This window comes from Sphaerobacter thermophilus DSM 20745, assembly GCF_000024985.1.
In the GTDB taxonomy this organism is placed as follows: domain Bacteria; phylum Chloroflexota; class Chloroflexia; order Thermomicrobiales; family Thermomicrobiaceae; genus Sphaerobacter; species Sphaerobacter thermophilus.
This window is the reverse complement of sequence record NC_013524.1, coordinates 205,474-218,908: the sequence shown is the minus strand read 5'-3', so window position 1 is coordinate 218,908 and position 13,435 is coordinate 205,474. Positions and strand designations below refer to the sequence as shown.

12 protein-coding genes are annotated in these 13,435 nt (G+C 68.6%); 9 read left to right on the top strand and 3 right to left on the bottom strand.

Features of this window, described 5'->3' with window-relative positions:
• Positions 1-80 precede the first annotated feature (80 nt).
• Positions 81-1,961, bottom strand: coding sequence for an ATP-dependent zinc metalloprotease FtsH (gene ftsH, locus STHE_RS13270; RefSeq protein WP_245534920.1), 1,881 nt, complete (start codon positions 1,959-1,961; stop codon positions 81-83).
• Positions 1,962-2,565: 604 nt separating this feature from the next.
• On the opposite strand from ftsH, the gene STHE_RS13265 reads away from it, so the two are divergent.
• The 4 genes from STHE_RS13265 (at position 2,566) to STHE_RS18145 (ending at position 8,331) form a co-directional block, all read left to right on the top strand.
• The gene (locus tag STHE_RS13265) at positions 2,566-3,705 is read left to right on the top strand and encodes a M24 family metallopeptidase (RefSeq protein ID WP_012873100.1); all 1,140 of its coding nucleotides are present in this window, start codon (positions 2,566-2,568) and stop codon (positions 3,703-3,705) included.
• A gap of 83 nt (positions 3,706-3,788) precedes the next feature.
• Positions 3,789-5,570, top strand: coding sequence for a methionine--tRNA ligase (gene metG / locus STHE_RS13260; protein WP_012873099.1), 1,782 nt, complete (start codon positions 3,789-3,791; stop codon positions 5,568-5,570).
• A gap of 119 nt (positions 5,571-5,689) precedes the next feature.
• Positions 5,690-7,267, top strand: coding sequence for a methionine--tRNA ligase (gene metG / locus STHE_RS13255; RefSeq protein WP_012873098.1), 1,578 nt, complete (start codon positions 5,690-5,692; stop codon positions 7,265-7,267).
• Between the two features lie 89 nt (positions 7,268-7,356).
• Entirely contained in the window at positions 7,357-8,331 is a 975-nt protein-coding gene (locus tag STHE_RS18145; protein ID WP_012873097.1) for a 2-hydroxyacid dehydrogenase, read from the top strand.
• A gap of 11 nt (positions 8,332-8,342) precedes the next feature.
• Here STHE_RS18145 and STHE_RS13245 read toward each other — a convergent pair whose 3' ends face one another.
• Positions 8,343-8,744: a nuclear transport factor 2 family protein gene (locus STHE_RS13245; RefSeq protein WP_012873096.1), complete on the bottom strand. Its 402-nt coding sequence runs from the start codon at positions 8,742-8,744 to the stop codon at positions 8,343-8,345.
• A gap of 156 nt (positions 8,745-8,900) precedes the next feature.
• Here STHE_RS13245 and STHE_RS13240 point away from each other — a divergent pair, with 156 nt between their 5' ends.
• Together STHE_RS13240 and STHE_RS13235 are read left to right on the top strand one after the other, a co-directional pair.
• Positions 8,901-10,055 carry a cysteine desulfurase family protein gene (locus tag STHE_RS13240; RefSeq protein ID WP_012873095.1) on the top strand — a complete coding sequence of 385 codons (1,155 nt, stop codon included), beginning with the start codon at positions 8,901-8,903 and terminating at the stop codon, positions 10,053-10,055.
• A gap of 16 nt (positions 10,056-10,071) precedes the next feature.
• The gene (locus tag STHE_RS13235) at positions 10,072-10,656 is read left to right on the top strand and encodes a hypothetical protein (RefSeq protein ID WP_012873094.1); all 585 of its coding nucleotides are present in this window, start codon (positions 10,072-10,074) and stop codon (positions 10,654-10,656) included.
• Here STHE_RS13235 and STHE_RS18140 read toward each other — a convergent pair.
• A complete protein-coding gene (locus tag STHE_RS18140; RefSeq protein WP_012873093.1) occupies positions 10,631-11,254 on the bottom strand; it encodes an LmeA family phospholipid-binding protein in 624 nt (207 codons plus the stop codon). The two genes, STHE_RS13235 and STHE_RS18140, sit on opposite strands and share 26 nt — an antisense overlap.
• A gap of 400 nt (positions 11,255-11,654) precedes the next feature.
• Here STHE_RS18140 and STHE_RS13225 point away from each other — a divergent pair, with 400 nt between their 5' ends.
• The 3 genes from STHE_RS13225 to STHE_RS13220 all read left to right on the top strand — a co-directional run bounded on the left by STHE_RS13225 (position 11,655) and on the right by STHE_RS13220 (position 13,335).
• A complete protein-coding gene (locus tag STHE_RS13225) occupies positions 11,655-12,155 on the top strand; it encodes a hypothetical protein (RefSeq protein WP_012873092.1) in 501 nt (166 codons plus the stop codon).
• A gap of 208 nt (positions 12,156-12,363) precedes the next feature.
• Positions 12,364-12,534: a hypothetical protein gene (locus tag STHE_RS19085; RefSeq protein ID WP_012873091.1), complete on the top strand. Its 171-nt coding sequence runs from the start codon at positions 12,364-12,366 to the stop codon at positions 12,532-12,534.
• Positions 12,535-12,852: 318 nt separating this feature from the next.
• Entirely contained in the window at positions 12,853-13,335 is a 483-nt protein-coding gene (locus tag STHE_RS13220) for a YbaK/EbsC family protein (protein ID WP_012873090.1), read from the top strand.
• Positions 13,336-13,435: the final 100 nt, after the last annotated feature.

Here is a 13,435-nt window from a genome sequence, read left to right as displayed (position 1 = left end):
CTCTGCCGGCCGAAAACCGCGCCGCGGCCGCCCCGTGCGGGGCGGCCGCCGGACGTCGTTACCCGGGCGAACCTGCCGCCCTACACGCTGTCCGCCGCCGCGGCCGGGGCGGCCGACGGCACCGGGGGCGCACCCAGGATCTCCGTGATCTTCTCCTGGCCGATCGTTTCCTCCGCGATCAGCGCCTCGGCCAGCGCATCCAGCTTATCGCGATACTTGCGGAGCAACTGCTCGGCACGCTCCATCGCCTCGCGCAGGAGTCGCTGGACCGCCTCGTCGGCACGCTCCAGGGTGGCCTCGGCGACATCGCGGTCCTGCATGATCTCCCGCCCGAGGAAGACGTGCTGCTCGCCCATCCCCAGGTAGACCGGACCGACTTCGTCGCTCATGCCCCAGAGCCCGACCATGCGCCGCGCGAGCAGCGTGGCTTCCTTGAGGTCGTTCTGGGCGCCGGTCGTCATCTCGTTGAAGACAAGCTTTTCGGCAGCTCGCCCGCCCATCATGACGGTCAGGCGCGCGAGGAGATAGGCCCGGCTGTAGTTGAAGCGGTCCTCTTCCGGCGCCTGGATCGTCACCCCGAGCGACTGCCCGCGTGGCACGATGCTGACCTTCCGTAGCGGGTCGGTCCCAGGGGAGAAGTGGGCGGCGACCGCGTGGCCGGCCTCGTGGTAGGCCACGACCCGCTTGTCGTGCTCGCTCATGATCATGGCCCGCTCGGTGCCGAGCACGATCTTGTCGAGCGCCTCGTCGAAGTCGATCCGCTCGACGATCTTCTTGTTCTTCCGCGCGGCCATCAGCGCCGCCTCGTTGACCAGGTTGGCCAGGTCCGCCCCGGAGAAACCCGGGGTGGCCGCGGCGAGCTCCTCGAGGTCGAGGTCGTCCGCCACCGGGATCCCCCGCGTGTGGATGCGCAGGATCGCCTCGCGCCCGCGGCGGTCGGGGAGCCCGACCGTCACCTGCCGGTCGAAGCGACCCGGGCGCAGTAGGGCCGGGTCCAGCACGTCCGGCCGGTTGGTGGCCGCGATCACGATCACGTCCTGGTGAGGCTCGAATCCGTCCATCTCGACGAGCAACTGGTTGAGCGTCTGCTCGCGCTCGTCGTTCCCGCCGCCGAGCCCGGCGAAACGCTGCCGGCCGACGGCGTCCAGCTCATCGACGAACATGATCGATGGGGCGGACGCCTTGGCTCGCTCGAACAGGTCGCGCACGCGGCTGGCACCGACGCCGACGAACATCTCGACGAACTCGGATGCGCTGACGCTGAAGAAGGGCACTCCGGCCTCTCCGGCCACCGCACGCGCCAGCAGCGTCTTCCCCGTCCCGGGCGGGCCGACCAGCAGGATACCCCGCGGCAGCCGCGCGCCGATGGCGTGGTACTTCATCGGGTTGCGCAGGAAGTCGACGACCTCCGACAGCTCGGCCTTCGCCTCCTCCTCCCCCGCAACGTCGGCGAAGGTGACGCGCGGACGCTCGGCGTCATAGACGCGCGCCTTGGAGCGGCCGAAGCTGAAGACGTTCTGCTGCCCGCGCGACATGCTCCGGCCGAGGTAGACCATCAACCCGATGAAGAGGAACAGCGGGACGATGGTGGCGAGCAGGCTGGGCCAGACGGAGCCACCCGCCTGGTCGATCTTCACGGTGACCCCGTGACTCTGCAGCAGCGGGACCAGCTCGGTCTGGCTGTTCTCCGGTATCGTCGTCTGGAACTGGGTTCCCGTCCGGATTTCATTCGGGCTGGTGCCGGGCGGTACGGGATCGCCGGGGCTGAGCACCTGGTCGCCCGCGACGCGCACCTCCTCCGTGAAGGTGCCGCTGACCCGCTGGCCCCTGATTGTGACGCTGGAGACGTTCTCGCCCTCGACCTGCTGGATGAACGCCGAGTACGGGATGTTCAGCCGCGCACCACTCGACGGCCAGAAGAACGTGTAGACGTTCCACAGCGCCAGTGCCAGCAATGCCACCCAGAGAATCCAGGTTGGAAACCGCGGCCGCCCCTGAGCTGGCGGGCGGGGTTCGCCGGGGCCCGGCGACCCCTGGCGGTTGGTGGGCTCTCTCATGCTACTGGAATGCCTTCCTCGATGCTTTGGACCCTGTTTGGTCTGCTTCCGGCGGCCCCCGCAAGCGGGCGATGCCGAAGATGACGCTTGCCCTTGGGCATCGCACCCTGGGTGCCATCCAATGTACTTATTCTACCGGTTTGGAACTTTCTGTGTCGTTGCGGCGGACTGCCGCGGTGAGCCCGTTGTGACATGCCAAACCGCACGAGGCAGCCGCTGGTGGACGGCTGCCTCGCACGTGAGGAGGAGATGAGTCTGGTGTGCTGAGTTAGACCCCGGAGCGTTGACCCTTCTGGGGTTAGACATCTCCGGTTACTCCTATTCTGACCCCAACCCGGCGATTTGTCCAGACCAGAGTGTGGGAGAATTGTCAGAGTCCCGGTAGGACGATGAACGTACTGGCACGATCCGCTGCGAGCGGCGATCATTATGGGCGACGTTGCGGAGCTTCCTGCGGCGTGGATCAGGCCATCGCGGTGGACAGGCACGAAAGGGTGAGGAGAGCGGCATGGTGCTCGGAGAAGCGTTTCACCGGCGGGCGGCCAAGCTGCTGAGCGAGCGGCTCACCACGCTCGAGAAGCACGCTGCCCTACTCTTCGATCCAGCCAACATCAGGTATGTGACCGGCCTTCGCTTCCTGCCGACGGACCGGCCGCTCGCGGCCTGTGTCTGGGCTGACGGCAGCGCGGCCCTGTTCGTGCCGCAGATGGAGGCTGAACACCTGGCAAGCGGCTGGGTGACCGACGTCCGCTGGTACGCCGAGTACCCGGCGGACGAACCGCCGGTGCGCTGGATGGCCCGCGAGGCCGGCGGCCCGCTCGTCGTCGATACCGCCGTCAGCGCCCAGGACTGGAAGCACATCGCGGAAGAGGTCGAGGAGGTCGAACTGCTCGATCCGGTCGCCGAGCAGCGAGTGGTGAAATCCCCGGCCGAGATCGCCCTGATCGAGCGCGCGGCGGGGTACGCCGATATGGCGCTCGAGCGGGCCTTCGCACGCCTTGCGACCGGCAGCACCGAACAGGACGTACTGGCGGAGATCGTCTCCGTTGTCGACGGCATCATGCGCCAGGATCTCGGTGACGACTACGACCTCCCGGGACCGGCTATCACCGGATCCGTGCAGAGCGGCACCCGCACCACCATGCCGAACGCCCCAACCAGCAGCCGATCCCTGACCCGGGGCGACTGCGTCGTCGTGGAGTTCACCGCGAATGTGGCCGGCTACCACGCGCAGGCGGGCTGCACCTTCTTCGTCGGCGACCCGCTGCGCGATGTGGTCCGCTGGGTGGAGAGCTCGATGATCGCCCAGAACGCAGCGCTCGAGGCGATGACGGCGGGCGCGACCGCGGAGTCGGTCGACCTGGCCGCTCGCCGGGCGCTGGAGCGCCTCGGGCTCGGCACGAACATCCGGCACCGAACCGGTCACGGGATCGGCCTCAGTCCGATCGAGGCACCGTATCTCACCCGCTCCCAGGCGACGGCGCTGACGCCTGGGATGGTGCTGGTGGACCGCCCGGGCGTCTACATCCCCGGGCGCATCGGTGCCCGCAATGCCCGAACCGTCGTCATCGAGGCCGATGGGCCGCGGGTTCTCAACCCGCGGATTGACCGCTGGGATAAGATGGAGTCGCGGCTGAAGGAGTTCTAGCGCACCGTAGATTCCGGAGCGCCGCGCACAGTCGATGGGAGCAGCGGGCGCGGCCCGTCAACCTGCTCGGATGGGAGCGGAGTGTGAACGAGCGGATCGGCGTCTTCGTCGCCTGGCCGTATGCCAACGGCGACCTCCACCTTGGGCACGTGGCGGGGGTCTACCTGCCAGCAGACATTTTCGCCCGGTATCATCGCCTACGCGGCAACCGGGTGCTCATGGTGAGCGGCAGCGACGCACACGGCACGCCGATCACCGTCTCGGCCGAGCGGGCCGGGGTTTCCCCGCGGGAGTTCTTCGAGCGCTACCACCGGCGCTTCCTCGAGAGCTTCATCGGGCTGGGCATCAGCTTCGACCTCTTCACCCACACTGACACCGAGAACCACGCCGCGGTGTCTCAGGACATCTTCCGCGTGCTCTACGAGCGGGGCTACATCCACACCGAGGCGATGGCCCAGCTCTACTGCGAGACCGACCAGCGCTTCCTGCCCGACCGCTACGTCGAGGGCACTTGCCCCCACTGCGGTTACCCGAACGCACGGGGCGACCAGTGCGACAACTGCGGGCGCACCCTCGATGCCACAGAGTTGATTGACCCGCGCTGCAAGCTCTGCGGCAGTCAGCCGGTGGTCCGCGAGACCGAGCACTTCTTCTTCGACCTGCCGGCCTTTGAGGGGCCGCTACTCGAATACATCGGCCGCCAGGAGCACTGGCGCCCCAACGTCCAGCGCTTCGTAGAGAACTACCTGCGCGGCGGGTTGAAGCCTCGCCCGGTGACGCGCGACATCGAGTGGGGCATTCCGGTGCCGATCCCCGGCTACGAGCACAAGGTGATGTACGTCTGGTTCGAAGCGGTGATCGGCTACCTGTCGGCCAGTATCGAGGCGGCCAAGAACCGGGGGGAGGAAAAGGCCTGGGAGGCCTGGTGGACTGACCCGGCCGCCCGCGGCTATTACTTCATCGGCAAGGACAACATCCCGTTCCACGCCATCATCTGGCCGGCCGAGCTGATGGGCTACGACGAGCGGCTGAACCTGCCGTTCGACATTCCGGCCAGCGAGTTCTTGAACCTGGAGGGGCAGCAGTTCAGCACCAGCCGCAACTGGGCCGTCTGGCTGCCCGACTACCTGGAGCGCTACGCCCCGGACCCCCTTCGCTACTACCTGACCGCCATCGCGCCGGAGACCGGTGACAGCGAGTTCACCTGGCGCGGTTACGTTGAGCGCAACAACAACGAGCTGGTCGCCGCCTGGGGCAACCTGGTCAACCGCGTGATCAGCTTCGCCGTGCGCCACTGGGACGGCCGCGTGCCGGAGCCGGGCCCACAGGATGCCCGCGACACCGAACTGCTGGACCAGATTTCGGCCGGATTCGGCACGGTCGGGGCGCATTACGCCCGCGCGGAGTTCCGCGCCGCCCTGCGGGAGACGATGTCCCTTGCGCGCGAGGTCAACCGCTACCTCGACGACAAGGCGCCCTGGTTCCAGATCAAGGAGGACCGCGCAGCGGCCGGGACCACCATCTACGTCGCCCTGCGCGCGATCGACTCGCTGGCCACGCTCTTCGCGCCGGTGCTGCCCTTCACCAGCGCCGAGGTCAAGCGCTTCCTCGGCTATGAGGATCCGCTCTTCGGCGATCTCCAGATTGAGCGCTTTGATGAGAGCGAGCGGTCCCACGAGGCGCTGGTCTACCAGCCCCTCGCCTCCGAGGGCAGCGTCGATCGCTGGGTGCCGAGCGAGCTTGCCCCCGGCCAGCCGCTGGCGCGGCCGCGCGTGCTGTTCCAGAAGCTGGACGAGAGCGTCGTCGACGAAGAGCGCGCCCGCCTCGAGCAGGCGAGCGGCGCCGCCACGGTGGCGGAGGAGTAGCCTCCGTAGCCAGACCTCGCCCGGTGTGGTAAGAACGCCTGATCAACGGACGCATCGCCCCGCGCTCGCCGAGGAACCTGCGGCGCGGGGGCACACGACCCGACCGGGGAGAGGGCGTCGTGGATACCGACGGCCGGCACCGCTTCTACATCACCACGTCGATCCCGTACGTCAACGCGGCGCCGCACCTCGGCCATGCACTGGAGTACGTCCTGGCCGACGCCTTCGCCCGCTACCACCGGCTCACCGGCGACGACACTCGCTTCCTGACCGGGACCGACGAGAACAGCCTGACGAACGTCCTGGCCGCCGAGCGGGAGGGGATCCCGGTCGCGGATCTCGTCGACCGCAACGCCGAGGCGTTCCGCCGCCTCACCGAGTACCTGGACATCTCGAACGACGACTTCATCCGCACCGCCGCCGAGCCGCGCCACATCGAGGGGGCGCAGAAGCTCTGGGAGGCGTGCGCCCGGGCAGGCGACATCGACAAGCGCTACTACTCCGGGCTCTACTGCGTCCTCGGCGAGCAGTTCTACACCGAGGAGGAGGCGCCGGACGGCCTCTGCCCCGAGCACCACATCCCCCTGGAACTGGTCGAGGAGGAGAACTATTTCTTCCGCCTCTCTCGCTACCAGGACGCCCTGGCGCGGGCAATTGACTCCGAGGCGCTGCGCATTATCCCCGAAACCCGCCGGAACGAGGTCCGCGCCTTCATCGCCCGCGGCCTTGAGGACGTCAGCATCTCGCGCACGCGCGCACGGGCCCGCGGCTGGGGCATTCCCGTGCCGGGCGACCCCGATCAGGTGATGTACGTCTGGTTCGACGCGCTGGCGAACTACATCACCGCGCTCGGCTACGCCCACGACGCCGACCTCTACCGCCGCTACTGGGTGGAGAACCCCCACCGCGTCCACGTCATCGGCAAGGGCATCCTCCGGTTCCACGCTGTCTACTGGCCGGCCATGCTGATGTCCGCCGGGGAGCCGCTGCCGACCACCATCGTCGTCCACGGCTACCTCACCGTGGGAGGCGAGAAGATGAGCAAGTCGCTGGGCAACGTCGTCGATCCCGCCGAGCTGACTGCACGCTACGGCGCCGACGCCGTGCGCTACTGGATGCTGCTTGAGGTGCCACCCACCCAGGACGCCGACTACACCGACGAGAAGCTGGAGCGGCGCTACAACGCCGACCTTGCCAACGACCTCGGAAACCTGCTCAACCGCACGGTCAGCATGATCCGGCGCTACCGGGCCGGGCTGGTGCCTGCACCCGGCGAACCGGTCACGACCGACCAGGATCTGGAAGCGGTCGCCGCGAACCTCCCCGGTGCGATCGCGGAGGCGATGGGCCAGAATTTCGACCCACAGACGGCACTGGCCGCGATCTGGGACCTGGTCGTCCGCGCTAACCGGTACGTGGAAGAGACTGCCCCGTGGAGTCTTGCCAGGGCCGAGCGGAGCGGTGACGCAGCAGCAACCGCACGGCTCGACACCGCGCTGTACCACCTGGCCGAGGCCCTACGTATCATCGCCCAGGCGCTCCGGCCGTTTCTTCCCGACACCGCGAAGCGCATCGCCGAACAGATCGGGGTCGCGCTGGAGACACCGTCCTGGCCTGCAGCGCTCACCTGGGGCCAGCTCCCACCCGGAACCCAGGTCAGCGAGCCGCGGCCTATCTTTCCGAGGATCGAGGGGTGATGCGTCATGCGTCACCCGTACTGCGTATTGCGTAGTCCGTAATGCCCCCTCTCCCACCAGGGGAGAGGGGCCGGGGGTGAGGGGGATTCATGCTCACGCTAGTCACCTGGAACCGACCGCCCGGAGCTGCGTTGGTCGCTGGGGACGACTGGCTCCCGGCGATGCTCTCCGAACGCCTGCCAGGCGGGACGGTTGTCGAGGACGGCTCCGAGCCGACGGGGACGCCGGCGATCGTGGCCATGCGTGGAGCGTTGGAAGCGGTGACCGACGAGGCGCTGGCCGAGGCGCGCGTCGTCGTGCTCCTCGACCCGGACGAAGCAGAGCGGCTGCGTGCGGTGCGCCTGCTCGCCGGCCGGAACGGCACGCGGCTGGAGGTCATCCCCTCGCTCGCCACCATCGCCGCGGCGGAGCACACCATGCTCCTCATCCTCGCGCTCAGCCGCCGCCTCTTCCACGCCTACTCCGACCTCGTGTCGGGGGAACGACGAGCCGACCTCCAACGGCCCGATTCGGGACAGGGTGCAGAGAACTGGGTCGGCATGGCATGGCCGGCACCGATCGCTGGGAAGACGCTGGGCATCATAGGACTTGGACGAGTCGGGGAAGCGGTGGCGGCGCGAGCCCGTGCGTTCGGCCTGCGTGTGATCTACCACGACCGGGAGCGCAAGCCGGCCGCCGAGCAGCGCTGGGGCGTGCCGTACCGACGCTTCGACCAACTCCTCCGCGAGGCCGACATCGTCAGCCTGCATCTGCCGCTCACGCCCGAGACGAGGCGCCTGCTCGATGCACCCGAGCTGGCACTCATGCGGCCGGATGCCTACCTCATCAACACGGCGCACGGCGGGCTGGTCGACGAGGGCGCATTGATCCGCGCGCTGCGCCAGGGTGACATTGCCGGAGCCGGACTGGACGTCTTCGCCTACGAGCCAATCGCCCCGGACAGCCCCCTCCTCGCCCTCGACAACGTCGTGCTCACCCCACACGTCGGCGGCGCAAGCGCCGACGCCGTTCGAAGCAACTTCGCGGAGCGCGCAGCGGAAGTGCTCCTCAGCGCGGCGGGGTAGTACGTCACGCCTCACCCCTCCTCGCCCAGTGCGCGGGTGAGGGCGCCGAGGTCGTAATAGCTGGACTGCTCGACGATCAAGCCGTCGCGCACGCGGTAGAAGGCAGCCATCGGCTGGGTGATGCGGCGGCCCTGCTCGGTCGCGACCGTGGTCATCTCCACGGCGACCCGCTCCCCATCCGCAACGATTGAGCGGACGGCGGTCCACATGTCGGGCCAGCGCGCCTCGCTGTACTCGAGCACCAGCCGGAGCTGCTCCTTCCCGCGTACCTCCTGACCGTCGAGCTCGCGCCCCGGTGCCCAGACGACGATGTCGTCCGCGCAGTACTCAAGTGCCTCGTCGATATCACCTCGGTTCAGCGCCGCGATCGACGCCCGCACGACATCGACCGGCGACGTGGCGCGCTCGTCCATCCCGCTGGGACCTCCCTAGCCTCCCGGCTGTACCCACCTGCCAATCCCGGGGGGATGGTACCACGCACGGTGCCACGAACCCGCCCTGTGCCGGGCGGCGGACGCATGGTACGATCGGGCCGGATCGGTCCGCTTGGGCAAGGGGGTGGAGCGCATATGGGCACCGATCCCCGCGAGACGCCAATCTATCTCGACTACAACGCCACCACGCCGGTGCTGCCGCAGGTGCGCGACGCACTGCTCCCGTTCCTCGACACGCACTTCGGCAACCCGTCGAGCGATCACCCGTACGGCCGGGCCGCGGCCGAGGCCGTCCAGCGTGCCCGGCAGCTGGTGGCCGACCTCCTCGGCTGCGCCGCCGACGAGATCGTCTTCACCAGCGGTGGCAGTGAGTCCGACAACTGGGCTCTCGTCGGCCGGGTCTGGGCTGCCGGGAGCGACCGTGCGCACATCATCACCACTGTCGTCGAGCACCCGGCCGTGCTGAACACCTGCCGCTTCCTTGAGCGGCGCGGAGTGGCCGTCACCTACCTCCCGGTGGACGGGACCGGACAGGTGGACCCGGACGACGTGCGCCGCGCGCTCCGGCCGGAGACGGTCGTCGTCTCCGTGATGCACGCCAACAACGAGGTGGGTACCCTCCAGCCCATCGCCGAGATCGCGGCCATCTGCCGGCAAGCCGGAGTGCCGCTGCACACCGACGCTGCCCAGAGCGTGGGGAAGGTCCCAACCAGGGTCGATGACCTGGGTGTGGACATGCTCACGATCGCCGGGCACAAGCTGTACGCGCCCAAGGGGATTGGCGCGCTTTACGTCCGGCGCGGCACGGCACTGGAGCCCCTCATCCACGGCGCGGGCCACGAGGGGGGACGCCGGGCCGGGACCGAGAACGTGCCATGGATGGTTGCGCTGGGTGCTGCCGCGGCGCTCGCGCACCCGACGCTCGAGACCGAGGCAGCGCGTCAGCAGGCGCTGCGCGACCGGCTGCAGCAGCTTCTGGAGGAGAAGGCGGGTGGCGTGACGCTGAACGGTCACCCGACCGACCGGTTGCCGAACACGCTCAACGTCCGCTTCGCCGGTATTGACGGGAACGCGCTCCTGACCGCCGTGCCCGAGGTGGCGGCATCGACCGGTTCCGCCTGCCACGCAGGGGAGACCGAGCCGTCGGCTGTCTTGCTGGCAATGGGCATCCCTCCGGCTGAGGCCGTCGGGGCAGTGCGCCTCAGCCTCGGCCGGCTGACGACCGAGGACGAACTCGAACGCGCAGCCGAGGCGTTGGCCGCGGGCGTCGCCCGGCTCCGCGCGCGTTGAAGAGTGTAGGATCGCCGTGGTCTTCCGTCACCGCGTACCAGACCCTGCACTCCACATCGTGAGCTTCGATTGGGTCCGCAAGTTCCCCGCGCCGCTCGCCTGGCAGGTGACGGCCGCCACGCACGGCGTGCGGGTCGTCTGGCTGGTGGACGACTGGCAGGTCCGCTCCAGCTACCACCACCCCGCGTCGCGCGCCATCTATGTCAACACGCGGGGAACCACCTGGTACCAGACCGCGCTGACGTACGGTGCCGCGACCTATGTCGAGGCCGTGACCCTCTGGTTCCTGCACGAGGTGGGGCATGCCGCGCACCGGCACGAGGGTGATCGGCGCCGGGCGCTGCGACTGGGCAAGGACGACCCGCGCGAGGTCCAGGCCTGGCACTTCGCCCTCGCGTTCCGCGCGAGCCAGCGCGACAAGTGGCAGCGGCTGGTCGACGCCTACGCGGCGTGGTACAGCACCTATCACCACCGCTGGAAGGACTGGCCAGACGATCTCGAGGAAGCGCGAGCCGCGGGGTGGCCGGCTCGGCCGTACCGGGGCTGGCCCGCGCTTGGAACAGAGCGGGGCGATCTCAACCCGCGGCCGGCGCCAGCGTGATGGTCATCTGCCCCTCTTGCAGCGTCACGGAGTCGACCGCCACGCCTGACTGGTTCAGCCCGTTGCGGAGCTGGTCGTTCAGCGCCGACTCCAGCGGGGCCACGGGGATGAGCCAACCCAGTGGTCCGGTGATCCGCCCGTCGGTGAGCTGCAGCTCACCGTCCACCACCGTCACCTGCCCCTCATAGCGTCCGCTCAACCCGAAGGCACGCAGCTCAATGGCGAACGCATCTGGCGTGATCTGCACCTGGGCGCTCTCCAGCGGCCGGATCCGGTCCCGGTTGGCCTCAATCCGCTGGTTCAGGTCCTCCTGGGTGACGGTCACCTGCCGCGTTCCGGGAGACGGGGTCGGGACAGACACCACCGCGGGCGCCGCAGGTTCCTCGGATGACTGCGAGGTCGCAGGGCTCAGCCGTTCGGTGATCGTGCGCGCTACATAGGGGCGAACCACACTGGAGAAGGTCGCCAACCCGGCCAGGACGAGGACCACGGTCACGACCATCACAGCCAGGCAACCGACAACCCGGCGGCCGACTCCCGGGCCGCGCTCCCATTCCCGGTACTGCGTCCGGGCCTGCACCGCTGGCGCGGGCCTCATGCGCTGGCTCCGAGCATACGCGCGGCGCGTGAACGGCTGCCCACACAGCGCGCACCGGCGGGTACCCAGCGGTTGGTCCGCCCCACAGCGGGGACAATACATGGTGGACATCCTTCCCTGCTGTATCGCGGTCCCCGGCCCGTTGACGCATGGTGCAGGCCGCCGGGTCGTGGCCCTCGATTGTACTCGCCCCGTCCAGGCCACCCCAGGCGGAACGTTCCCGACCCGTCGCCCTGCTGCGGCCGACTCCGCTCCTCATGACATGAAACGAGGCGTCTCCCGCATCCGGTTCAACCTGACCCGCCCGGAGTGCCGTACACTCTGACATCATGAACGCTCCAGACAAACCCGGCGTGACGCCGGCCTGCTCGACAGTCACCGAGGGAGGAGAGAGCATGTCATGAGCGAACGATCAGGTTGGCTTCCCTATGACCCGAGGCTCGACCCCGATGCCGGAAACCCGCCTGACCAGGGCAGGGTGGTTCGCCTAGGCGCGATCTGCGACCTTGCGACCGGTGCTCCTGAGACGGGACCGTCCCAGAGCTTCACGGTCCGGGAGTTCGTGGAGCTGGACAACGGGCGGCATGTCGTCCTGCGTGAACTCGGGTGGACCACTAGTTCGGTGCGGGCCCTTGTGGAACTGGAAGATGGGCGGCGAGTGGTCCTGGAGAATGCAGCCCCCGCCCGCACCGGATTGACACCCGACAGGATCCGACAGGACGTGCTGAATGTTGTGCTCCCTGACGACGACGAGGAAGCGCGCAGAGAGCCCCACCCGTGGGAGTGGCTGGCTGAACTGGCGAGGCAACAGGGTATCGCGGTGACCGCCGACGAGCTGAAGGCGCTCCCCTACGACGTCATCCTCAGCAAACGATTGCGCGAGTGGCTAGAGACTCCCTGAAGCGGCGGCCCTCCCGGCACGGTGCGGCCGTCACTGGCATGCGGCAGGACCACGCGCAGCACGCCGCTATCCCCTCGCGACCGCGGCGCTCCCTCCGCTCCTGCTGCGCGCGTGATCACCAGAATCACGGCTGCGATTGCCAGCGTCGGGATGCTGCGGTAGAATGGCGATACGGCAACGACCGGCTCAAGCGGACGAGGAGCGTATGATGTCTGAATCCGTATTGAGCAATGCACGCCTTCGGGGAATCCTGGTGCGTGCGCTCATCATTCTGCTCGCGTACTTTCTGGTGATCGGCATCATTCTCCCGTCCTTCTCCCGCGAGACTCCCTCGACCCCGGGACCAACACCAACGGTTGGCGTGCCCGCGACCCGCTGAGCCCTGCACCAGGAACAACGGCCGGGGCACTCCTGGTCCATGTTCGCGCGGCACAACGTGACCGACGGGACGCCGCGTGGCCCGCTCAACTCGTCGAGAGACAATCCCACTCGTTCGCATTCGTGTAGGACGCCGGTGGCCACGAGCGGGGGTGGCTCGCGCCGGAACCCGAGCGGAACCGGCGTGGACTTGATCGCGAGCTTGCAGCGACTGAGGCCCGTCGAGATTGGGCACGCGATCGAGCGCGATAGGCTCGATCGGTCTGCGCGTCATCTTGGAGGATCGAGCCAGACTCAACGGAAGGGAGAAAGCGCAGCCATGAAGCAGCCGGCAGTCGAACGGGTGCGGGCGGCGCTGGCGGCCGTCGGGGTGGACGCGGAGGTTGTGGAGTTTGCCGAGAGCACGCGCACCGCCGCGCAGGCAGCGGCCGCCATCGGCACCACCGTGGAGCGGATTGTCAAGTCGCTCGTCTTCCTGGCCGGGGATGAAGCGATCCTCGTGCTGGTTTCGGGCATCAACCGGGTAGACACCCGCAAGCTCTCGGAGGCGACCGGCCGACCCGTGAAGCGCGCCGACGCTGACCAGGCACGAGCGGCGACCGGCTACGTCATCGGCGGCACCCCGCCGATCGGGCACCCGGCGCCGTTGCCGACCTACATCGACGCCGACCTCCTTGCCTACGACGTCGTTTGGGCCGCGGCAGGCACGCCCAACGCCGTCTTCTCCATCACCCCAGACGAACTGCTGCGCATCACCGGCGGCCAGGTGCTCGACCTGCGCGTGGACAACGCGGCGAGCTAACACCAGGATTTCGAGCGGCCAGCGAAGCACCTGCCGGCGAATGCCGACGGGTTGCAGCGCCCTACCAGCGGCGTCGCACGCCGCCTGAGGAATAGGACAG

What these genes read in the sequence shown, in the direction of transcription:
- STHE_RS13265 (WP_012873100.1), top strand. Translation starts at nt 2,566, where the DNA reads ATGGTGCTCGGAGAAGCGTTTCACCGGCGGGCGGCCAAGCTGCTGAGC.
- STHE_RS18145 (WP_012873097.1), top strand. Translation starts at nt 7,357, where the DNA reads ATGCTCACGCTAGTCACCTGGAACCGACCGCCCGGAGCTGCGTTGGTC.
- STHE_RS13245 (WP_012873096.1), bottom strand. Translation starts at nt 8,744, where the DNA reads ATGGACGAGCGCGCCACGTCGCCGGTCGATGTCGTGCGGGCGTCGATC.
- STHE_RS13240 (WP_012873095.1), top strand. Translation starts at nt 8,901, where the DNA reads ATGGGCACCGATCCCCGCGAGACGCCAATCTATCTCGACTACAACGCC.
- STHE_RS18140 (WP_012873093.1), bottom strand. Translation starts at nt 11,254, where the DNA reads ATGAGGCCCGCGCCAGCGGTGCAGGCCCGGACGCAGTACCGGGAATGG.
- STHE_RS13225 (WP_012873092.1), top strand. Translation starts at nt 11,655, where the DNA reads ATGAGCGAACGATCAGGTTGGCTTCCCTATGACCCGAGGCTCGACCCC.
- STHE_RS19085 (WP_012873091.1), top strand. Translation starts at nt 12,364, where the DNA reads ATGTCTGAATCCGTATTGAGCAATGCACGCCTTCGGGGAATCCTGGTG.
- STHE_RS13220 (WP_012873090.1), top strand. Translation starts at nt 12,853, where the DNA reads ATGAAGCAGCCGGCAGTCGAACGGGTGCGGGCGGCGCTGGCGGCCGTC.